Here is a 20,821-nt window from a genome sequence, read left to right on the forward strand (position 1 = left end):
CTTGTACCTTATACTAGATAAGTGTCAATGATTCAACCCTAAAAACGCCCGTTACCCGCTTTTAAACACTCACATTAAACATATATCCCACAAGTGCGGTTAGACCCATGGCCACGGTACCCCAGAAGGTGATTCTAAGGATAGCTTTAGAGACACTAAAGCCTCCAGTCTTTGCTGCCAGGGCTCCTAGAACAATAAGGAAAAACAAAGCAGAGCCATATAGACCATATTCCACATGGTCTAAGGGAAAGAAAAGGGTGACTAAAAAAGGGAGAGCTCCACCAATAGTAAAGGCAGCTCCAGAAGCCATCGCAGCCTGAATGGGCTTGGCTTGACTTATCTCCGTAATCCCTAATTCATCTCTAACATGGGCTGCCAAAGCATCTTTTTTGGTGAGTTCTTTGGCCACGATTAGTGCGGTTTCCTTAGAGAGACCACGGTGTTCATAAATATCGGCAAGCCTTTGTAGTTCAACTTCTGGCATCTTCTCTAACTCTATTTTCTCTCGCTCGATGTCTGCGTTTTCAACATCTGTCTGCGAACTTACCGAAACGTATTCTCCAGCAGCCATAGATAAGGCACCAGCCACTAATCCTGCTAAAGTAGCGATAAGAATAGGCTCCCTCAAATCACTGGCAGCAGCTACTCCAATAGCGAGACTCGCTGTTGATAAAATCCCATCGTTTGCTCCTAGAACAGCTGCTCGTAACCAATTACTCCTGTGGATGTAATGCTGGTGTAGATAATCGTCTAGGTCCTTAGAAGGTTCTGTCATGGGGTTTGGTTGAGCAATAGATAGAGATATTTAGTCTTATTATTTTAAAGAATCAGTTTGGTAAAGTTACTTTTTTTATAGGGAAGTCTAAATGGTATTTTAGTTAGCAGAGATTTCTGCCAGTTTTGGGCTTTTGTGTATAGGGGTGTTTTACTTTTAGATGTAGGGCGTTTTATAAAATCCCACAAGCGTATGAATTAGACTTATAAATCATCCTTTTTAATAGATGTTTACTTAAAGAGTTTCAATAAAAAGATTTAATATTTAGATCGGTAGACAAATAGACTTTGTTTTTGTGATTATAATTCTTTTCGTAAACCACACTTTTATTTTTAGTAACTAACGAAGTGGTTTAAAACTTTAACAGGTAACTAGTCATTCCAAACCCATAGCTTGATGCCTCAGTTTAAAATGGCATCTGATAAAGAGGATGTGTTTAAGGAGTCTGATTCTTCATGCCAATGGCTAGAACAGTTAATTGAGTTTCCAGCACTTATCCGTGGAGACTTGTGGTCTGGCAATTATCTGGTTAATTCACAAAATAAGCCTTGTTTAATAGATCCTGCCGTCGCTTATGCTCCTCGCGAAATGGATTTGGCCATGATGAAGCTTTTTGGAGGTTTTGATGACCGATTATTTAGTGCTTACGACGAAGCTTTTCAACTCAAATCAGATTGGAAAAAGCGAATCAAACTTTGGCAGCTCTATTATATTTTGGCACACCTCAATCTTTTTGGAGGGCATTATTACACTCAAGCTAAGGAAATAATGTTCTATTATAAATAGCTGAAGGCTTAGAGTTTATGGTTTTTATTGTAAAACATATTTCGCTAGCACTTTTTGGACATCATAAACGTTGACACCTTTATTAAACTTTTTTTGAATACTTGGGTTAGATTCACTGGAAATCCAAATTTTCAATTCCGCTTCCAAGTCAAAGGTACCTGCTGTTTCAATGCTAAACCTTGAAATACTCTTATAAGTAATGGATAGATATTCAATTTTTCGACCGGTCATTCCTTGTTTATCGACTAGGATAAGGCGTTTATTGGTAAAAATAAAAGTGTCTCGAACCAGTTTAAAACCGATCTCAATATTTTCATGTTCTGTAAGAAGTTGTTCATATTCTTTTGCCAATTGTTCTTTGTCAACGGCTCCCGCATTGCCGAGTAGTGAAGAAAATAGTCCCATTATATACTGGTATTAATCTGTCTTACTCATTTGGCTTTTCAGTTGCGCCCCGTTTATGTGGTGTCTGGACTCCACTTTTTTTAAAAATTTGAGAGTTAAGATAGTAATTTTATTCCTTGAGATTCCCTTTGATCATAAATTTTGGTAAGCAGAAAATCCGGGGTCTTGACTATTTCTGTTTATTTTATTGAATACGCTGTTGAACATATTTCATTTTACTTATTAAGTATCAGCATCTTAAATAATGGTTTAGTGATTGGTTTCATCCTGAATTTTCACTATCAATTTTAAGCTCAGAAAGTATAAGGTGTGTCGTTGGACTCCCGTATGTAATGAGTTTGTCTATAAATTGTTGAAGATGCAATTGATCACGAAGTGCTACACGCATATGTATATTATAAGGACCAGTGATTCTAAAGACTTCCTGTACTTCTGGATACGTCGTGATTTCTGATATGATATATTTAAGCTTCCCATCAAATATTTTTAACATTATAAAAACTTCTAGGCCATTCCCCATCATCGCATGGTTTAATTGAATGTTGTAAGATTTTATAACTCCTAAATCTTCTAAATTCTGAATCCGTTCACGTACGGAAGATGGGGAAAGAGCTATTTTACGACCAATTTCCGCAAATGAGGCTCTAGAATTACTTTTTAATATTTTGATTATTTGAATATCTAGATCGCTAACCATTGATTCGGTTCTTTTATTTCAAAAATAGATTTTTTATTTGTAAATATACCTTTATATCCATTCAATCAATTTTATCATTAAACCTAGCATGTTTAATTTCGACTTAAATAAATAGTCTTTTTTTTATGGATTTAACAGTTCTTTTAATCCTTACAGTCGGTGTTTTTATAGGGTTCTATGTCCAAACAGTCATTGGTTTTGCAGGGTCTTTAATTGCTTTGCCTATTCTTCTCTTGGGCATGCAATTACAAGATGCAATTGCATACATCTCAATTTTCTACTTGTTTTCAAGTGCTTTTTTAATTACCAAAGAATGGAAAAATATAGATAAAAAGATAATTTTTAAACTTGCCATCACTTCAGTAATAGGGGTTATTTTAGGAATTACATTGCTTACTTATTCAAAACCTATAGTATTAAAAAAGGGACTTGGAGTCTTTATTTTATTATATGTAGCTTATGTTTTATATGGTAAAAAGAAGATAAAGTTAAATAAAGGAGGTGTTATTAGCTTTGGAGTTATAGCTGGTTTTTTTTCAGGTTTATTTTCTACAGGAGGTCCTCTTTATGTTATATGTATAGAAAACTCTGTAAAAGATATCAAAGCATTAAGAGCAACTATGATAGGGGTTTTGGGGCTTGTTACCTTGACACGGGTTCCTGCGCTAGCTGTAAGTGGAATATTGAAATTTAGCCATTTAGAAATGACACTCTTGGTCTTCCCTGTTTTTCTATTTGCTCAATTTTTAGGGAAACGAACTTTTATAAAGATTAATGAATCTGGATTTAAAAAATTATTGATGGTTCTTTTATGTGTTTCAGGTCTTATTCTTATAGTTTAAAACCGTGGCCACAGGGCATTAGTATTTCCCATACAACAAATCAACTCTTAGTAAGAATGATATATCTAAGAAGTACCTTTCAAGGCTTGCCGCCTATGATAGCAGATTCGTTGCCAGACACCTTTGGTCATATCATTTTTCAAGAATGGTTAACGCCTAGAGGAATTTAAAAAGTAACACCATTAGAACAATTAGCCTATGTGTCAGATCTCGGTATGGGAGCGCTCGAATACAAATCTTCCTCCTGTCATGCAGAATTTATTTCAGCATCTCTCATTAACAACTTTACCATATTGTTACTCCCAGCAGTCAACGCACATCAACGAATAAACACATCACGACTTAAGCATTCATCTTCTGAATCTCCATCTCAGCAATTTGCTGCTTAAGCCAGAACCTGAAATAAATTCAGGGTTACAAATCTTCCTTCTTTTAAGCTGAATTTATTTCAGCATCTCTTATTAACAACTTCACTATATTACTATTCCCAGCAGTCAAGGCATCAACGCATAAACACATCACGAACTAACTAGTCATCTCCTGAATCTTCATCTCGGCAATTTGTTGCTTAAGCCAGACCCTGAAACGGATTTATGGTGACAAATCCTCCTTCTGTTAAGCTGAACTTATTTCAGCATCTCTTGTTAACAACTTCACTACATCGCTATTCCCAGCAGTCACCGCATCTACGAATAAACACATTACGACCTAACTAGTCATCTTCGGAATCTCGATCTCGGTAATTTTTTGCTTAAGCCAGACCCTGAAATAAATTCAGGGTGACAAATCCTCCTTCTGTCATGCTGAATTTATTTCAGCATCTCTTGTTAACAACTTCACTACATCGCTATTCCCAGCAGTCAACGGATCAACGAATAAACACATCACGACTTAAGCATTTATCTTCTGAATCTCGATCTCGGTAATTTTTTGCTTAAGCCAGAACCTGAAATAAATTCAGGGTGACAAATCCTCCTTCTGTCATGCTGAATTTATTTCAGCATCTCTCATTAACAACTTTACCATATTGTTACTCCCAGCAGTCAACGCATCAACGCATGAACACATCACGACCTAACTAGTCATCTTCTGAATCTCCATCTCAGCAATTTGTTGCTTAAGCCAGACCCTGAAATAAATTCAGGGTTACAAATCTTCCTCCTGTCATGCTGAATTTATTCCAGCATCTCTTGTTAACAACTTCACTACATCGCTATTCCCAGCAGTCAAGGCATCAACGAATAAACACATCACGACCTAACTAATCATCTCCTGAATCTCGATCTCGGCAATTTTTTGCTTAAGCCAGATCCTGAAACGGATTTATGGTGACAAATCCTCCTTCTGTCATTCTGAATTTATTTCAGCATCTCTTATTAACAACTTCACTACATTACTATTCCTAGCAGTCAACGCATCAACGAATAAACACATCACGACCTAACTATTCATCTCCGGAATCTCGATCTCGGTAATTTGTTGCTTAAGCCAGACCCTGAAATAAATTCAGGGTGACAAATCCTCCTTCTGTCATGCTGAATTTATTTCAGCATCTCTCATTAACAACTTTACCATATTGTTACTCCCAGCAGTCAACTCATAAACACATCACGACCTAACTAGTCATCTCCGGAATCTCCATCTCGGTAATTTGTTGCTTAAGCCAGACCCTGAAACGGATTTATGGTGACAAATCCTCCTTCTGTCACGCTGAATTTATTTCAGCATCTCTTATTAACAACTTCACTATATTACTATTCCCAGCAGTCAACGGATCAACGAATAAACACATTACGACCTAAGCATTTATCTTCTGAATCTCGATCTCGGTAATTTTTTGCTTAAGCCAGACCCTGAAATAAATTCAGGATGACAAATCCTCCTTCTGTCATTCTGAATTTATTTCAGCATCTCTTATTAACAACTTTACTATATTTTTATTCCCAGCAGTCACCGCATCAACGAATAAGCACATCACGACCTAACTAGTCATCTCCGGAATCTCCATCTCGGTAATTTGTTGCTTAAGCCAGATCCTGAAATAAATTCAGGGTTACAAATCCTCCCTCTGTCATTCTGAATTTATTTCAGCATCTCTTATTAACAAATTCACTATATCGCTATTCCCAGCAATCAATGCATCAACGAATAAACACATCACGACCTAACTAGTCATCTCCATAATCTTCATCTCGGTAATTTGTTGCTTAAGTCAGACCCTGAAACGGATTTATGGTGACAAATCCTCCTTCTGTCATTCTGAATTTATTTCAGCATCTCTTGTTAACAACCTCACTATATTACTATTCCCAGCAGTGAACGCATCAACGGATTAATACATCACGATCTAACTAGCCATTTCTGGAATCACCATCTCAGCAATTTGCTGCTTAAGCCAGACCCTGAAATAAATTCAGGGTGACAAATCCTCCTTCTGTCATCCTGTTCTGAAGCATCTCTTATTAACAACTTTACTATATTTTTATTCCCAGCAGTCACCGCATCAACGAATAAGCACATCACGACCTAACTAGTCATCTCCGGAATCTCCATCTCGGTAATTTGTTGCTTAAGCCAGATCCTGAAATAAATTCAGGGTTACAAATCCTCCCTCTGTCATTCTGAATTTATTTCAGCATCTCTTATTAACAACTTTACTATATCGCTATTCCCAGCAGTCACCGCATCAACGCATAAACACATCACGACCTAACTAGTCATCTCCTGAATCACCATCTCAGCAATTTGTTACTTAAGCCAATACCCTGAAACGGATTTATGGTAACAAATCCTCCTTCTGTCATTCTGAATTTATTTCAGGATCTCTCATTATCAACTTCACTGTATTACTATTCACAGCAGTCAACACATCACGACCTAACTAGTCATCTCCTGAATCTCCATTTCGGTAATTTGTTGCTTAAGCCAGACCCTGAAATAAATTCAGGGTGACAAATCCTCCTTCTGTCATGCTGAATTTATTTCAGCATCTCTTATTAACAACTTTACCATATTATACCAAATTATATTTATAATGCCGTATGAATAAATTGAATTATACTACGACGTAGCTCAGCACAGGTTTTTTGATTGATTGATTTATTGAAATAAAAAATAACTAGCATAGCCTTAGCTACGGTAATTATTTTTGATGAAAAGCAGGCGAAAAAAGCCTGTGCCGAATTCGTATCGGTAAAACGATTTATTGCGTCATTATAAGTCTAATTTGGTATTACTATTCCCAGCAGTCAATGCATCAACGAATAAACACATCACGACCTAACTATTCATCTCCGGAATCTCCATCTCGTTAGTTTGTTGCTTAAGCCAGATCCTGAAATAAATTCAGGATGACAAATCTTCCTTCTGTTAAGCTGCTCTGAAGCATTGGAGGAAACTTTGATCTTTATTTCAAGAATTTTAAACATAAAAAAAAGCCACTTAGTTTACTAAGTGGCTTTTTAAGTCGGGTGGCAGGATTACCTCCCGAAAGTCGGTGATCCTAAAATGGGGTTGTTGCTCATTAAAAGCCAAAACGCCTACAGCGTTTATAAGGCATTTTTGTATTCTCTTCGGTTTTGAAGCAAGCTTAAATCTCTAGAAAACAAAAAAGCCCTACACTTTCGTGTAAGGCTTTTAGTGGTCGGGGTGGCAGGATTCGAACCTGCGACCTCCTGCTCCCAAAGCAGGACGGATATGGTTTTCTTATTCCTTCTTACTATCTGTTTATTCCCTATACATCACATTTAGAGGTATTTATAGTTTATTTGAAACTATCTGTTATTCATCATTTTCCTTTCCTATTCACAAATTATTCACAAATAATATTTTTTGAACTCTTCACTAAACTTTTAAAAAAAAGCTCCTACAACATAAAATAATAGATATGGAAAATACAGATTCGATTACACTTAGTTTAGAACTTAACAAAAATCATAAAAATAAGCGAGGACAACACAGCGTTCGACTTTTCGTTTTTAATTCAATTACAAAAGATAAATGCTATATTAAAACACCCTTCAAACTTTTAAAAGCCGACTTTGAAGGAGCGTGGCTTAAAAAAAATTCTAAGGCAAAGTTTCGAAATCTTAGAATGGAAATGCTAAAATTCCTAGATAGTGTAGATTCATGTATCTTAGAATTGGGCAGGTTTGATAAAGATGAATTTAAAAGTGTTTTCTATGGAAATGGCCCCCAAAAAAAAGACTTAAAATATTATTACGATAAGAAGATTACTGATTTTACTGAAAGTGGTGGACTTGGTACAGCTGACCAGTATCAGTGTTCCTATAAATTCATAAAGAAATACAACAATGATAAAGTCCCTGAGTTTAATCAAATTACTCCAAAATGGTTGATTAAATTTGACAAGCATTGCACCGATAAAGGTTTACTTACAACTAGCTCGATAGGCATGTATCTAAGGTGTTTAAAGTCTATTTTTAACCTAGCTATTCACGAAGGGGCCGTCTCAAATGATAAGTATCCATTTGGAAAATTCGGTTACATTATACCAAAAGGTGAAAATATTAAAAAGGCATTGATAAAAGAACAGGTTCAAAAATTATACGAGTCAAAATCTGCAACTCCATATCAAAAAATGTCGAAAGACTTTTGGTTTTTTTCTTACCTCAGCTATGGACTTAATCTTAAAGACATTCTCATGATTAAAAATAAGGATTTAGAAGAAGGGTTTTTTTATTTTGAGAGAAAGAAAACACTTCATACTGTTAAAACTAGAATTCCCATAAAAGTATATCTCACAGATTTCACTAAAGAAGTTATAAGACAATACGGTGACTACAATCCAGATAAACCACAAGATTACGTTTTCGATATTCTGAACATAGATATGAATGATATGGAAAAACGCAAAAGGAAAAAAAATTTTAATAGAAAAATTAATCAGCATTTTTTAAAGTTTGCTAATTCAATAGGTATCCAAGAAAATGTTTCTTTTTCTTGGGCAAGACATTCTTTTGCTACAATTGCTATACTTTCAGGTGTAAGGTTTGAAGTAGTAAGTAAACGACTAACACACACTTCAGTGGAAACAACTATGCTATATTTTAAAGGATTTGAGGAGGAAACGTTTCAAGAGATAAATGACAAGATTTTAGATTTTTCGAAAAAAACTGATGCTAATGATTCAAGTAATTTAACAAAACATCTTTTATAGAAGATATTAAATGTGTAATTTTTTTTGAAAACTACTAAACTTTTTCATGAATGTCCATATAAGTATTAAATAGAATGACATGGAAAATATAAGTTTTGATGAGTTACCATCCAAAATTGGTGAAATATTGGAATATGTAAAAAGCTTAGAGGAAAAGATAGATAATCTTGAAATAAATGGAAAAAGTAAATTAAAGTACACGCTCAGTGAAGCAGCAGACTTTTTAAACTTGAAGCAAAAAACCCTTTATAATTTAATATTAACCTCGCACTTAAAGATCTTTAATTTTATGCAGCATATTTGATGCTCTCATGTTTAAAATATTTTGCTACCCTTTCGCTATCATTTTGAAGCATTTTCATATGATTCTCTAAATTTTCTTTCATTTTTTCTTGTGTTTTTGGTGCCGGTTTATCCGAGAGTCCATACTTTAAATCGCAATTCAGATATTCATCTGGGTTTCGCTCAGGTGAGTATGATGGCAGGTAAAATAGTTCTATGGTTTCGCCATTTTCTTCCGCCCATTTCTTTACAACTTTACTATGATGGACTCGTAAATTATCAAGGATTAAGAATACTTTGGTTTCTTGCGATTTGATGAGCTGTTCTAAAAATTGAATAAATACATCTGAGTTCATATTTTCTTTATATATCATAAACTGAATTAAACCCTGATTTGTAACTGTAGAAATCATGTTGATTGAAAACCGCTTCGACATATGTTTTTTAACAGGAGTTTTTCCTTTTGGAGCATAGGAACGTCCATGATGATTATTGTTTTTTACACCCGTTTCATCCCCCCAATGAATAGTTGCCTTCTCTTGTTTTGCCTTCTCTTTTATTGCTGGATATTCTTCGTCTAACCATTTTTGAACTTTTTTGGAACATTGTTCATAAGCTCTCTTTTTTGGCTTTTGAGGCGTGAATCCCCAAGCGTTGAGATAATTACCGACAGCTCTTCTTCCGATTGTAATACTAAACTCTCTTGCTATCAAATCCCTTACTGCCCTTGTAGTCCACAAAGCATAATCTAACTTTAGTTGATCGGGCATTACATCAATAATCATTTTTTGGATTGCAGCTTCTTGATCTTTATTGAGTAGTTTTCGATCTTCTGATTTGACTCCTCGTTTTTGATATGACAAAGATTTATGACCTTCTTTATTGTAAAGCTTCCACCAATCTCTAACAGTATTTACATGAACACCGTAAAACAGAGCTATGTCTTTTTTTTTATCTCCACGTTTTATCATTTTTACAGCATCCCTTCGAATTATACCTCTTTCCTGATCAGAAACACTCCTTAAGTCTATTTTTTCCATCTATAAATATACGAAATATTTAACTATAAATAAAGAACTATTGATTCGAAGTTAATACACAACAATGAAATCGCATATTGTAAGCCTTCTAAAAAAATATATTTTTTACATGAAGACCTAATGGCTTATCTCAAAAATTCAAGGTGTCAGAGCAGATATTAAAATTAGAAATTATGATGTGTTGCAGTTTTGTATTTTTAATAAAAAAAAGTCGGTGCCTATTGCCCTGCCATAGTGTTTGATTACAAATTAGCCTAAATTACTTTAGGCTTTACCGCCTATAAAATATAATACCTTTACAAAATCAGACCAGTATTTAAGTTGAAAATTTATTAACTTTAAAAACAGTCAAAAATAATTCATCAATGCCTGAAAATAGTAAACCACTAAAAAAGAGGATAGAATATCGTGGTAAGATTCTCCGTGTTTCCAGAACAGGAGGGGTTTCAGCTACTAAGACATTATCAAGAGATGGTTATGGAGCTACCATAAACACCAATCATGGTGTCAGGCTTCATAAAAAACTATTTAAAGGAGCTAGAATGGGACTTCAACGCGGGAACTTTCAATTTATAGGTCGATATGAAAGTGGTCCTTTCAACTTTAATGTTTCAAAAAGTGGTTTGAGTACTTCCATAAAAAATAAAAGAGGCTCTTATAATCTATTTAAACCCAATTACTCGAGTTTTAAATTAGCAGGTGTACAGTTAAGAGGTAAAAATGCAGCTACGCTTCAATTAATCTTTTTAGCCTTAAGTCTTTTCGTGAATATTTTTAAATTTTTATGGCGTATTTCGATGGCTGTATTGTGGTTTATGTTCTTAGCTATAAAATGGCTTGTAGATTTTTTAATTGGATTTTACAGAGGGTACACCTCTAATAATCCCACGCCCTAAAATTTGTTTTATGTAGAAAAAGTAGAACCTACTTGACTACCCTCGAAGGCAGGGAAGGTGTAATTACCAGGGGAGATCCATATAAACACGGGATGGTATAATAGAGAAGTCTGCTGAGGTCATAGTACCTACAGGAAACGAGTTGTATAAAACTGGACATGTCTCACAAGTAGGGGAGGACGGAACGTGATCCTTCCAGAAATTAGGATGGGAGCAATAGTTTTTGCTATTGGGTGACCGATTCCCTAGAAAACAGGTAGCCTGTTCAAAAAGTATGGAATCGTTTCAATTGGTGTAAAGAGCGATTGAAAAGATGGATTGCGAACCGCCGTATACGAGACCTGTATTTACGATGGTGTGAGAAGCGAAGTGACGACTTTTAAGTCGTCACCCGTCTACTCGATTGGCAACAGTTATTTTTTATTTTGTCCAAGGTTCTTTATTAGTAACATCCGTTATTTCTTTTCCATCGTAAAGGCTTATTCCTTATAACCCTGTAGATAGATTCATATTTATGTTAAGTATTTACATTATTTTTTCTAATTATTGCCAACGTTTTGCAGCTACAAGAAGTTGGCGATTTCGAAGCACTAAACTGTCTGCTACCACAAAACTTGATACGAAGCATAAAGCCTCATTTAAGCACTGAACCGCCAATTTCTTGTAGGTGCTGTTATGCGTTTGCCATTCTTTTTCGGTCATATTGTTCGTCAAATTTATTCATTATCTCTATGTATTCATTTGGTAATTTGTCCACTACAAAGTCAAGTATTTCTGTCGAAATATGTTTGTAGTAAGCCGAAGCAATTCCACCTGTAATACAAGCAATAGTATCACTGTCTCCACCTATTGATATGGCAAGTCTTATTGCGTTTTCAAAGTCCGAACTTTCAAGGAATGCTACAATTGCTTGTGGAACCGAACCCTGACAAGTAACATCAAAATTATAAGTCGGTCGTATTTCGTTAAGCGTAAAGTCAAGGTTGTAATTAAAAGTTGAAGTTATATAGTCTCTGATTTCTTGTTTTGATTTTCCTTGGCGTGCAAGAAATATTGCTGTTGCCGTAGCTTGTGCTCCTTTTATTCCTTCGGGGTGATTGTGGGTTACTTCTGCTGTCTGTTTTGCAAATTGCAATACTGTTTCTAAGTCGTCAAATGCAAAACCTACTGCACTGGCTCGCATAGCCGAACCATTGCCATAACTTCCATACGGTTTCAGATTGTCTTCTTGCAACCAATTTCTGAAATTGCCACCGTAACCACGTCCACGATATTTTCTACCATATTCCCAAATAGTCTTGGCAAAGTCTTTTTTGTCGAGTATGCAGTCAGTAACGGCAATCGTTAAGACAGTGTCGTCTGTAAAATCGCACTTTGGATTGAATAAATTAAAGTCTGTTGTCTTAATATTATTCCACTCAAAAACTGAACCTATTACATCACCAATCACTGCACCGATTATTGTGTGTGAGTTCGATTTAATTGGCGTTTTAAAGCATTTTAATTCGGAAATTGACTTGATGTAATGGGGGGTTTTTGTCATCACAGCCCATTGCAACAAGTTCGTTATATCATAATCTGTTAATTCTTTGGTATTAAGTTTTAAGCAACCTCCATAATCACCAAGAAAATAGTAATGGCGATGGTGTGAAACAATTCTACTACCTAAACAAGAATAGTGGTTACCAATTTTTGGTGTTTCAGGAAAAAAGGTACTGTGAGAAGTTTTGTTGTGTATTGCTTTACTGCTGCTTTCCTTGTCTGGGTCAAAATTCATGAATATTGCAGCTTCGTGTTCTAAATAGTCCCAAACATTTTTATCAATTTGATTAATTGGTCGTCTGTCCCAATAATGTTGAGGGTTGTAATAGAAAATTAAATCTTGTCTGTCATTTAAAGCAAAGTAGTAATGCGTAACGTAAAGTGTATTTGCGTTTTTCGTTCTTCGCAAATCATCAATAAGTTGTCCATTCATCTTTGTGTCATATCCTGAATACTCTTTCATCTGGTCGTCTTTTTATGGTTACGCATAACGTGATGTGGTCGAGTAGACCAAGGGATTTCACCCCAAGCCTCTCACAGAACCGTGCTTGAAAATCTCCCCTCACACGGCTCTTCTAATTTAATTTACAAATATAAGCTCATCCTTTATCAAGTTGGCAAATTGTAAATTAAAATTAGCCCATCCCTTTGCTCCAGTTCCATTACACAACCTTCAACACTACTACGAATGAGTCCGCCTCTGCTTATAACTTCGGTATTCTATCTCTCGATTGTTTCGATTGAATATTTCCCTTTGACTTGTAGCGAATCCTAATACGGTAGCCTTATACAAGTCTATCATCTATAAGCAGATTCCCAAGTTCCATAATTAAGCCCAAGTAAAGTTCTTGCCACCTGAATGACGCCAGCCTTACAGAAAATAAATAGGTTATCTCTGTAATTAATGTTATTGCTAACATTACTTTTCACTCCGTATCATACTCCGTAGCTTTTGACTGAAAATAGCAACTTCTCGACACCTCGTCAGTGGTTTACTTTCGTTCAACTCCATTACTCACACCTTGCCAACCTCGTGGATTGGATTCTCCTAAACGCTCAGCACCCCCGAGGCTTCGGGGCTCTTTACAACAGCACCTTTAGGGGGTTTAGAGCCATCGCCTATACAACGACTCTGATGGACCTACCATCATCTTAATTACAGCATTCAACCATTTTATTTATTGCCATGGTTGATTCTTGGCACACTATGAGCAGTTGGGGGATTTACCACCCTAACTTTTTAGTTTAGCACTCACCTTCGCTTTGGGCTTAGCCTTTCGTTTATACACCCCAAATTGCTTGTAGCCAATTTTCTGGGTTTGGCTTGCTATTCGTTTTCCCATTTGTCTTTTTCTTCCTTTTCCTCCTTTTTCTTTTTTGCTCTATTTATTAAATAAGCACCAAGAACAATAAAGCCTATACCAAACCCAATACTACTAATTGCTTGGTCAGCATAATTTGAAGTGAGACCTGCAAAACCAGTAATAACATTTATTGCACCAATAATGATTAAAATTATTCCTATAATTTTCATATCTCAATTTTTATATATTATCAGTTTCATCCTTAGTAACATCGACAAAGGCAACATCTTTTTTCTTAGAAAATAGAGTTATTATTAAACCTATAATTGGAGATAAAAACACACTAAGAGCAAAGCTCCATCCAAAACCAATTTTCCTTTTTTTACCTAATTGACCTACTAATGCTGAAAGTCCTACTAATACTATTAATCCCACAAGTTGTTCCATAATAAAAAATTTAAAAGTTAATATTTAATTCTTCTTTAGCTTTTTCTTTTAATTCAAGCAATCGCTTTATATTGTCTTTGTTCTTTGTTATTTCTTGAAATAGATTTTCAGCAATTGTATTTTTTTCTTTATCATTTGGAAAACGGTCAGGATGACATTTAATTTTTAGTTTATCATAAACCTCATTAGAATTAAATGAACTGTTTATTATATTGTCAAAATCTATTTGGTTGTCCAGTGATTCTTTTTTTAATTTTTGCTTTAAAGATTGTTTTTTGGTTAGTTTAGGTTTAAAAATTAAATATAAGATAATTACAAATTGTATAATAACAAGCCAAAACCACCAATTAACTTCCTCATTAGATTCTATATTACTTGTTTTAATAGCCTTTTTAGCGGCTTCTAAACTATTCTGCATTATTAAAATTATATTCATCTTTTTTATTTTGGCAAAGCTAAATGGTCTTTTAACTGAAATCTCACCCCGTAATTTCCGCTATCTGTTTGTACTTCTAGTGTGTCCCAACCTAGAACTATTAACCTACGTACCAATACTTCATCTGACATTACAACTTTTGCAATTTTAATTAATTCGTTTTTACTTAGCTGACGACCAGCAAAAGCTTGTATTCTAAAGCCTGTGTTCGTCCAATTAGAAAATTGATGTTTGTATTTTCTGTTACCTTTTGATATTTCAGCTTTTAAAAGAGTCGGAGCAACCCCACTTATAAAAGCATTTTTAGCAGATGAATTAAAACTCCTGACTAGATTTGACCTTACACTTCTATCTTCAAACCAATCTAAAATATCATTCCATAAATTATCTAACATATCTATTTTTTAATTTTTTCAGCTTGTTGCCAACGTGTCTCGAATATCTTGCTCTTTATTGAAAAGATCAATTCCGCTTTTAATAAATGTATGAGTTATGATTATTGCAATTATAATTTATCATATTTTCGTAATTACAGCCGTGATAATTTAGACAACTCAATAATTAATAAATCTTTATTTTTTGTAAGATTTAAACCAACAAGTTGGTCATATGCATTAAAACTAATTAATTTTATTTCGTTAATTTTAAGCTGGTCTATATCTTTATCTGTTAATAAATACATTGATGTTGCTACGTTTTGGCCATTCATATTTATCAACTTATGCCAAACAGGTGAAAGAGATAAGCCTTCAGTTCCGACTGTCTGAATAACTAAATTTCCTGATAATTTTGATGGAGATTGTTTTTTGAACAAGACAGTTGTTGTTAAAAAATATTGCTTGGTCTTAACATTTTTATATAATGACAATCCAGCTTCGTGTGAATCAGCAATGACGACAGGAGCTGGACTAAAATATTTCATAGTTACTCCATCTGGTCTATTTACTGTCTTTATATCATATTGAGAAAAGCCAATATTGCAAATAAGAAAAAGCGTTATAAAGATTAATTTTTTCATAAATAATTTATTTAAAGTTTTTTAATATTTTTATAAAGATTTTGAGAATTATTTTCCAATTCAATAATATCTTTTTCCTTCTGTTCATTAGATAGTAAAGAATATATTTTAGTTATTTTTTCTTTTAAACTTCCTTCCATAATTTCGATTAGGTTTAAGACAAGTTGGAATATTGTATTTTTTTAGACAATATAAATATCTGACTCCTTATTTTATAAGAAGTCAGATAATAAAATTAATCTTTTCTTGCAGCTTTCATTCCTGCTTTAAAACCTGTGTTATAACCATCTCTGTAAGAGTCTGAACTTTGTGGATATTCTGGGTAAGGTGGATATGGTGGGTATGGACAATAAGCATATTTTCCTTTTACATCTTTCCAACCTTCGCAATAACCATCTTTAAATCCTTCATCAAATTTAGATTCTAAAGTAACTTCGTGTTCTATTATTTCACTTTCTATATTTGTAAATGACATTAAAAAAGTTGTTCCAAGTGCCATTACCATTACTAATAATATTTTTTTCATTTTTATGAATTTTTTTACACCTACTTTTGTTTTGAGTCTTTTTTCAGTTTGTTCCGACTTTGGATGTTTGTTAATTCTGAGTAACGTTTTTTTTACACCCTGTTTTTACTGGCGTTCAGGCGGGTTTAATTTTAGTCATTCTTGCATCTAAATTAGCAATTTGTTTTTGAAGTTCGATTACTTTTCTCTTTCTTTTTTGGTCAAGATATTCGTAAACAGTAGGTGGATTGTATTGATGCTTTTTATAAAGCATATTCCAAAGTATGGTGGCTAATTTTCTTGCAGTGGCAGAAACAGCAACAGCTCTCCCTTTTCTGTAGGCAATTCTATTGAAGAAATTAGAAAGGTGGGTATCTTTTAGATTTCCAATTGAATTTGCTGCTTGTCTTAGGGCAATTTTAAGTCTATTACTACCTTTAGGTGTTCGACTGCTAAGAATTCTTCCTCCTGAGACTTTATTATTTGGTGCTAATCTAAGCCAGGATGTAAAGTGTTGTGCGTTTTGGAATTTTAAGATGCCATTTTCGCCAAGTTCACTCATTAAAGTTAGTACAGTGCCGTGACTAAAACCTTCTATAGCGTACAAATCAATTCCGTCAAAGTATTGATAAGAAATGAGGTTTAAATCTATATTTTTCGGCGTGTTTTTATTTATTCTTTTATGTACTTTCTTATCAATACAAAGGGATTTTTTCACATCATCTTGATTGATACATTGATCCAAAATCTTTTTTATTTCTATATCACATTCAAAGATTAATCTTTGTGCATCTTGATATTTTTGTAGTTCTTGTTTTAAAACAAATAAATAATCTTGACGGTTATTACTTTGTAGGGCTTTTGCTATTTCTTTTTCAGATTTTTTACAATTTCCGTGTCTCAGCTTTGCAAGTTCTTCACCGCTGGTTTGACCATTACATATTGCATTTATAATGCGTAAACCAGTGAGTCCCACAATATCTTTTACTACTACATCCAATCTAAGATTCATCAGTCTCATATTTTGAGCCATTCTTTTAGAGGCTTTTGAAGTTGTATCAATTAAATTACCACGATGCCTTACTAAGGTTCTTAGATGTTCTGTTTGTAAATCAGGCAAAAAACTTCCCCGTAAAAGTCCGAGGGTATGTAACTTTTGAATCCACATACAATCTAGTACATCTGTTTTCTTTCCTTGGATATTTTTGGTGAATTTTCCATTGGTTAGAATTACTTCTATAGCGGAATTTTGTAATTCAGTAAATAAATTTTGCCAATAGGAACCTGTAGATTCCATAGCCACAGTTTTCACGTCATTTTCAAGTAGCCACTTGAGTAATTCTTTCATATCCTCAGCGTAAACTCCAAACTCTCTTACATCTGAGAGGTCTTGATTAATTGCTACAAAATGTGAGCGACTGCCAATATCAATTCCAGCTGCATTAGGATTGATGATTTCCATTTCTAATTTTCTCTTTGCCATTATTTTTGGTTTTAGATGAATAAAAAACCCAAAGAGAATGTATATTGTAAACAAGAAAATATTCTGAACGAGATATCCATAAAGGATTCATCAGTGTAATTATCACAAGCCTTTGATAGGTCAATATCAAAGGCTTTTCACATTCCAACCAGAATTGCGCACGAGCTTTTAAGGCATCAATTTGAAATCGATCTTGCAATGGGCTAGCCAGTAAGATACAAACGTTACCTTAAAGTAATTATTTTTTTTTTGGAAAAGAGGGGAATTGCCCATAACGTATATGGTTTGTTGCGTATTTAAGCAACTAACTTAGTAAATAATTACAGACCAAGAAAATCTGCAAGGATTTTCTTAAGTAGGCGAGAACAAGCAATAAATTATATATTTTATTGCCTACAGTTGTTTTTGTATCGCCCGCTTTTCGTCCAACGTTCAGTTCTGTTTTAAGAGAGACTAACACTTAATATAAAAATTGCACTTTAATTTAAATCAATTGACATACAGTTTGTAGATAATAGCTAGTTAATGAATATTTTGATAAACAGACCTTATTATACTTATTAGTCGTTCTTCAGAAGCAAGGTATAGGTCATTATTAATTTCATTATTCCATTTATCTAATAAAATCAAGCATGCAAATTTCACAGTTGATGGTCTCGCAAAACTTAACGAAACATTACTTAAAACTGTAGAACCCAAATCGTTTGCTGTGGGAGTCATTCTTCTGCTTCTACTCTGGTACATGAAGCTTCCGGTATGTTTAGAATTATTGATTTTTGTTATTATTTTACGTGCTTTTGCTTCGCCATTTTCTCTGAAATAATCTTTGATTATGCCTTCTTTAGTCTCACTATAATTGTACATATTTTGAATTGCTAAATTAGTTCACTTTTCATAAATAACATTAACCTATTTTTAAAACTAGTAAAGTCATAAATTCCTTTATTAGCAGGTACTAATCTGTTATAATTATCTAACATAACTTCTACTAATATGTCAAAGTTTTCCATCACTGCGTTAAAATTATTTGTTGTTTTATTAGTAATTGCCATTTCTACAAATGCAGCAAAAAGTATTTCGCCATTGGCTTTTTGTATAATTTTTTCTATTAACACAGAATTTAATACATCCATTCCTATTTGTTTGTATACAACATCTCTATCATTCAAAATTTTCCTAATTACTGAATTACTGGATTTAAATGGAGATTTAAATTCGATATAATTTCTTGTCATAACTCGGGCTGTTTCACCTGGGCATCCGGGTCCACCATTATCAAGGATTTCGTAAGCTGTCATAGTTGTATTTTTTTTTAATCTGGTTTATTCCGTCAGAGTGCATTCTGCAATTGTAGGCAACATACGGATAGCACAACAAGTTGTGTTATCCGTATTTTATTTATATAAACCTAGTGAATTTTTTATGGTCTTAAAATTTTAACCAAAAAAATGTCGTTTTTATTGTTCTTTGACTAAATCAATCACATTTTTAGAGTACACACGATATTGTGATTTTTAATTCAGTGAAATTGGTCCTTTAATCATCAAAATAGAGTATTTTTGTCACAAAATTAGGGTGTTAACCCCACTAATCTATTTATGTGAAAATATTGTATACTAGAATATCGAGTCTTGACCAATCTTCCGATAGGCAAAAAGTAAATAGTAGTGATTACGATATGCTTATAGAAGATACTTGTTCTGGGAGTATTCCATTTTCGGAAAGAACCGGTGGAAAAAAAGTAATGACTTTTATAGACAAGGAGATAAAATTTGAACTGCACGTACATCAAATTGACAGACTAGGCAGAGACCTCCGTGACATAATTAACACAATACATTTATTCAATAGCTTGAAAACACCAATTTATTTTATTCAACAAGGATTGAAGACTTTAGGTCAAGATGGAAAAGAAAATCCAATTTCAAAAATGATGATTAGTATTTTAGCTACTGTTGGAGAAATGGAAAGAAACCAAATTCGAGAAAGACAGCTAGAAGGAATTTCTATTGCAAAGGCTAGGGGAGTATATAGAGGACGAAATAAAGGGACTAAAGAAAACCCAATTAAATTTTTGACCAAAACTAAGAATAAGAAAGCTACTGAATTACTTGACAAGGGCTACAAGAATGTAGAAGTTGCTAAAATCACTGGTCTTCATCAAAATACTATTACAAAAATTAAAAAGATGTCTTCAGCACTTAGCTCAAACTAATCTCTGTTTTTCTGCATTTTAACAAAAATCCTCTCTCCTTATATTTACATATTTTTTGATAGGTACATTTTTAATGTAATCTGTTACGACTATTCTTTTGTTGATTAAGCTTTGACTAATTGCGTAGGTATGTGTTTTAAAATCATTCCCAGTTTCGATTTCTATCTCAACTAACCAATCTATAACTTCTCCCTTATTTTCAACAACAGCTGCGTAAGGTCTACCCAAATCATTTCTCATGCTACTTTCAACGATTATTGTATCGTGTCTAATTTCACAATTAATTCTGCCATCTTTTTTCACAATACAATCAATATCCTTTTCTATTATTTTATAGGCTTCTATATTCAAAGTTTGGGCTATTTTTTCGATTATTGTTCTGTTGCTCCTTCTACCATTTCTAGTAACACTAAAATATTTATGTACACTTCTCTCCATCTCATAATAACTGAATTTAAATTCAATCTTTTCACTTTTGTAATGCCTGTTGCCTTTAACCTCAAATTCATTTGCTTTTTTAAGTTTGAACCCTAAGGAAATGAAAAAGTATTCTACAGTTTGTTGCATCTTTTCCACGTTAGTTTTTCTGTATTCTTCTCTTAAGCCAGGATAGCTGTATAAATAATTCTTTGTTAGAAATTCTGGTAATACATTTTTTACTGTTTTCATATCATCTTCTTTTAAGTTATAGTCAGTTGATATGAATAAGTTTAGCGGTTTATTGAATATTTAACATAATCTATTTATTATGTTAAATATTACTAATTCAGTTATTAACTTAAGAGTATCTAAAGATAAGGTAAATAAGATATGCTTAAAAAATAATGCTGATTGACCTTGAAAAGGAACTTATAGACTTGTATATAAGAAAAGAAAAAATAATAACTTGAAATTTAATTAAACATCTAATGAAGTCAATATATATAGGGGTTACAGAGTTTTCTTAGAACATATAATGACTAGACTAGT

Annotated in this window: 21 protein-coding genes and 1 pseudogene; 6 read left to right on the plus strand and 16 right to left on the minus strand. The window is 33.6% G+C overall.

Annotation, left to right across the window (positions count from 1 at the left end):
* Positions 1–61: 61 nt before the first annotated feature.
* Complete coding sequence (locus P700755_RS10785) at positions 62–775, minus strand: VIT1/CCC1 transporter family protein (RefSeq protein ID WP_015024703.1); 714 nt, start codon at positions 773–775, stop codon at positions 62–64.
* A 390-nt stretch (positions 776–1,165) separates the two neighbouring features.
* On the opposite strand from P700755_RS10785, the pseudogene P700755_RS10790 reads away from it, so the two are divergent.
* Positions 1,166–1,561 (plus strand): annotated as a pseudogene (locus P700755_RS10790) (fructosamine kinase family protein); the annotation flags it as partial.
* 24 nt (positions 1,562–1,585) lie between these two features.
* Here the strand turns inward: P700755_RS10790 and P700755_RS10795 are convergent.
* Positions 1,586–1,966, minus strand: coding sequence for a PH domain-containing protein (locus P700755_RS10795; protein ID WP_015024704.1), 381 nt, complete (start codon positions 1,964–1,966; stop codon positions 1,586–1,588).
* Between the two features lie 262 nt (positions 1,967–2,228).
* On the minus strand, positions 2,229–2,663 hold the full coding sequence (locus P700755_RS10800) for an Lrp/AsnC family transcriptional regulator (RefSeq protein ID WP_015024705.1): 435 nt from the start codon (positions 2,661–2,663) through the stop codon (positions 2,229–2,231).
* A gap of 125 nt (positions 2,664–2,788) precedes the next feature.
* Between P700755_RS10800 and P700755_RS10805 the strand changes: the two genes are divergently transcribed.
* The 3 genes from P700755_RS10805 (at position 2,789) to P700755_RS10815 (ending at position 8,988) form a co-directional block, all read left to right on the plus strand.
* Positions 2,789–3,505: a sulfite exporter TauE/SafE family protein gene (locus P700755_RS10805; RefSeq protein WP_015024706.1), complete on the plus strand. Its 717-nt coding sequence runs from the start codon at positions 2,789–2,791 to the stop codon at positions 3,503–3,505.
* Positions 3,506–7,391: 3,886 nt separating this feature from the next.
* Entirely contained in the window at positions 7,392–8,684 is a 1,293-nt protein-coding gene (locus P700755_RS10810) for a tyrosine-type recombinase/integrase (protein ID WP_003440253.1), read from the plus strand.
* A gap of 79 nt (positions 8,685–8,763) precedes the next feature.
* Positions 8,764–8,988: a MerR family transcriptional regulator gene (locus P700755_RS10815; RefSeq protein WP_015024707.1), complete on the plus strand. Its 225-nt coding sequence runs from the start codon at positions 8,764–8,766 to the stop codon at positions 8,986–8,988.
* Here the strand turns inward: P700755_RS10815 and P700755_RS10820 are convergent.
* Positions 8,972–10,006 (minus strand): IS630 family transposase, encoded by a 1,035-nt coding sequence (locus P700755_RS10820; RefSeq protein ID WP_015023751.1) that lies wholly within the window; start codon positions 10,004–10,006, stop codon positions 8,972–8,974. The genes P700755_RS10815 and P700755_RS10820 overlap by 17 nt on opposite strands.
* A 365-nt stretch (positions 10,007–10,371) precedes the next feature.
* On the opposite strand from P700755_RS10820, the gene P700755_RS10825 reads away from it, so the two are divergent.
* Positions 10,372–10,902, plus strand: a complete 531-nt coding sequence (locus tag P700755_RS10825; protein ID WP_015024708.1) for a hypothetical protein — start codon at positions 10,372–10,374, stop codon at positions 10,900–10,902.
* A 673-nt stretch (positions 10,903–11,575) separates the two neighbouring features.
* On the opposite strand, the gene P700755_RS10830 is transcribed toward P700755_RS10825, so the two are convergent.
* From P700755_RS10830 to P700755_RS10880, 11 genes are all read right to left on the minus strand, one after another.
* Entirely contained in the window at positions 11,576–12,907 is a 1,332-nt protein-coding gene (locus tag P700755_RS10830) for an ADP-ribosylglycohydrolase family protein (protein ID WP_015024709.1), read from the minus strand.
* An 864-nt stretch (positions 12,908–13,771) separates the two neighbouring features.
* Complete coding sequence (locus P700755_RS10835; RefSeq protein WP_015024711.1) at positions 13,772–13,978, minus strand: hypothetical protein; 207 nt, start codon at positions 13,976–13,978, stop codon at positions 13,772–13,774.
* Between the two features lie 10 nt (positions 13,979–13,988).
* Positions 13,989–14,195 (minus strand): hypothetical protein, encoded by a 207-nt coding sequence (locus P700755_RS10840; protein WP_015024712.1) that lies wholly within the window; start codon positions 14,193–14,195, stop codon positions 13,989–13,991.
* 10 nt (positions 14,196–14,205) lie between these two features.
* Entirely contained in the window at positions 14,206–14,631 is a 426-nt protein-coding gene (locus P700755_RS10845) for a hypothetical protein (protein ID WP_015024713.1), read from the minus strand.
* A gap of 5 nt (positions 14,632–14,636) precedes the next feature.
* Positions 14,637–15,026: a hypothetical protein gene (locus P700755_RS10850; RefSeq protein ID WP_015024714.1), complete on the minus strand. Its 390-nt coding sequence runs from the start codon at positions 15,024–15,026 to the stop codon at positions 14,637–14,639.
* Between the two features lie 134 nt (positions 15,027–15,160).
* On the minus strand, positions 15,161–15,649 hold the full coding sequence (locus P700755_RS10855; RefSeq protein WP_015024715.1) for a hypothetical protein: 489 nt from the start codon (positions 15,647–15,649) through the stop codon (positions 15,161–15,163).
* 11 nt (positions 15,650–15,660) lie between these two features.
* Positions 15,661–15,789, minus strand: a complete 129-nt coding sequence (locus tag P700755_RS20995) for a hypothetical protein (protein WP_015024716.1) — start codon at positions 15,787–15,789, stop codon at positions 15,661–15,663.
* Positions 15,790–15,884: 95 nt separating this feature from the next.
* Positions 15,885–16,175 (minus strand): hypothetical protein, encoded by a 291-nt coding sequence (locus tag P700755_RS10860; RefSeq protein ID WP_015024717.1) that lies wholly within the window; start codon positions 16,173–16,175, stop codon positions 15,885–15,887.
* Positions 16,176–16,290: 115 nt separating this feature from the next.
* The gene (locus P700755_RS10865; RefSeq protein ID WP_003441052.1) at positions 16,291–17,637 is read right to left on the minus strand and encodes an IS110 family RNA-guided transposase; all 1,347 of its coding nucleotides are present in this window, start codon (positions 17,635–17,637) and stop codon (positions 16,291–16,293) included.
* Between the two features lie 522 nt (positions 17,638–18,159).
* Positions 18,160–18,501, minus strand: a complete 342-nt coding sequence (locus P700755_RS10875; RefSeq protein ID WP_015024719.1) for a hypothetical protein — start codon at positions 18,499–18,501, stop codon at positions 18,160–18,162.
* Between the two features lie 11 nt (positions 18,502–18,512).
* A complete protein-coding gene (locus P700755_RS10880; RefSeq protein ID WP_015024720.1) occupies positions 18,513–18,935 on the minus strand; it encodes a hypothetical protein in 423 nt (140 codons plus the stop codon).
* A gap of 311 nt (positions 18,936–19,246) precedes the next feature.
* Here P700755_RS10880 and P700755_RS10885 point away from each other — a divergent pair, with 311 nt between their 5' ends.
* Positions 19,247–19,852: a recombinase family protein gene (locus P700755_RS10885; protein WP_015024721.1), complete on the plus strand. Its 606-nt coding sequence runs from the start codon at positions 19,247–19,249 to the stop codon at positions 19,850–19,852.
* Positions 19,853–19,870: 18 nt separating this feature from the next.
* On the opposite strand, the gene P700755_RS10890 is transcribed toward P700755_RS10885, so the two are convergent.
* Positions 19,871–20,521, minus strand: coding sequence for a hypothetical protein (locus tag P700755_RS10890; RefSeq protein ID WP_015024722.1), 651 nt, complete (start codon positions 20,519–20,521; stop codon positions 19,871–19,873).
* Between the last annotated feature and the right edge of the window lie 300 nt (positions 20,522–20,821).

It is taken from the genome of Psychroflexus torquis ATCC 700755 (assembly GCF_000153485.2).
Lineage (GTDB): Bacteria > Bacteroidota > Bacteroidia > Flavobacteriales > Flavobacteriaceae > Psychroflexus > Psychroflexus torquis.

What these genes read in the sequence shown, in the direction of transcription:
- P700755_RS10805 (WP_015024706.1), top strand. Translation starts at nt 2,789, where the DNA reads ATGGATTTAACAGTTCTTTTAATCCTTACAGTCGGTGTTTTTATAGGG.
- P700755_RS10865 (WP_003441052.1), bottom strand. Translation starts at nt 17,637, where the DNA reads ATGGCAAAGAGAAAATTAGAAATGGAAATCATCAATCCTAATGCAGCT.
- P700755_RS10845 (WP_015024713.1), bottom strand. Translation starts at nt 14,631, where the DNA reads ATGAATATAATTTTAATAATGCAGAATAGTTTAGAAGCCGCTAAAAAG.
- P700755_RS10795 (WP_015024704.1), bottom strand. Translation starts at nt 1,966, where the DNA reads ATGGGACTATTTTCTTCACTACTCGGCAATGCGGGAGCCGTTGACAAA.
- P700755_RS10800 (WP_015024705.1), bottom strand. Translation starts at nt 2,663, where the DNA reads ATGGTTAGCGATCTAGATATTCAAATAATCAAAATATTAAAAAGTAAT.
- P700755_RS10785 (WP_015024703.1), bottom strand. Translation starts at nt 775, where the DNA reads ATGACAGAACCTTCTAAGGACCTAGACGATTATCTACACCAGCATTAC.
- P700755_RS10825 (WP_015024708.1), top strand. Translation starts at nt 10,372, where the DNA reads ATGCCTGAAAATAGTAAACCACTAAAAAAGAGGATAGAATATCGTGGT.
- P700755_RS10840 (WP_015024712.1), bottom strand. Translation starts at nt 14,195, where the DNA reads ATGGAACAACTTGTGGGATTAATAGTATTAGTAGGACTTTCAGCATTA.
- P700755_RS10815 (WP_015024707.1), top strand. Translation starts at nt 8,764, where the DNA reads ATGGAAAATATAAGTTTTGATGAGTTACCATCCAAAATTGGTGAAATA.
- P700755_RS10835 (WP_015024711.1), bottom strand. Translation starts at nt 13,978, where the DNA reads ATGAAAATTATAGGAATAATTTTAATCATTATTGGTGCAATAAATGTT.
- P700755_RS10820 (WP_015023751.1), bottom strand. Translation starts at nt 10,006, where the DNA reads ATGGAAAAAATAGACTTAAGGAGTGTTTCTGATCAGGAAAGAGGTATA.
- P700755_RS10890 (WP_015024722.1), bottom strand. Translation starts at nt 20,521, where the DNA reads ATGAAAACAGTAAAAAATGTATTACCAGAATTTCTAACAAAGAATTAT.
- P700755_RS10850 (WP_015024714.1), bottom strand. Translation starts at nt 15,026, where the DNA reads ATGTTAGATAATTTATGGAATGATATTTTAGATTGGTTTGAAGATAGA.
- P700755_RS10875 (WP_015024719.1), bottom strand. Translation starts at nt 18,501, where the DNA reads ATGTACAATTATAGTGAGACTAAAGAAGGCATAATCAAAGATTATTTC.
- P700755_RS10860 (WP_015024717.1), bottom strand. Translation starts at nt 16,175, where the DNA reads ATGAAAAAAATATTATTAGTAATGGTAATGGCACTTGGAACAACTTTT.
- P700755_RS10830 (WP_015024709.1), bottom strand. Translation starts at nt 12,907, where the DNA reads ATGAAAGAGTATTCAGGATATGACACAAAGATGAATGGACAACTTATT.
- P700755_RS10810 (WP_003440253.1), top strand. Translation starts at nt 7,392, where the DNA reads ATGGAAAATACAGATTCGATTACACTTAGTTTAGAACTTAACAAAAAT.
- P700755_RS20995 (WP_015024716.1), bottom strand. Translation starts at nt 15,789, where the DNA reads ATGGAAGGAAGTTTAAAAGAAAAAATAACTAAAATATATTCTTTACTA.
- P700755_RS10855 (WP_015024715.1), bottom strand. Translation starts at nt 15,649, where the DNA reads ATGAAAAAATTAATCTTTATAACGCTTTTTCTTATTTGCAATATTGGC.
- P700755_RS10880 (WP_015024720.1), bottom strand. Translation starts at nt 18,935, where the DNA reads ATGACAGCTTACGAAATCCTTGATAATGGTGGACCCGGATGCCCAGGT.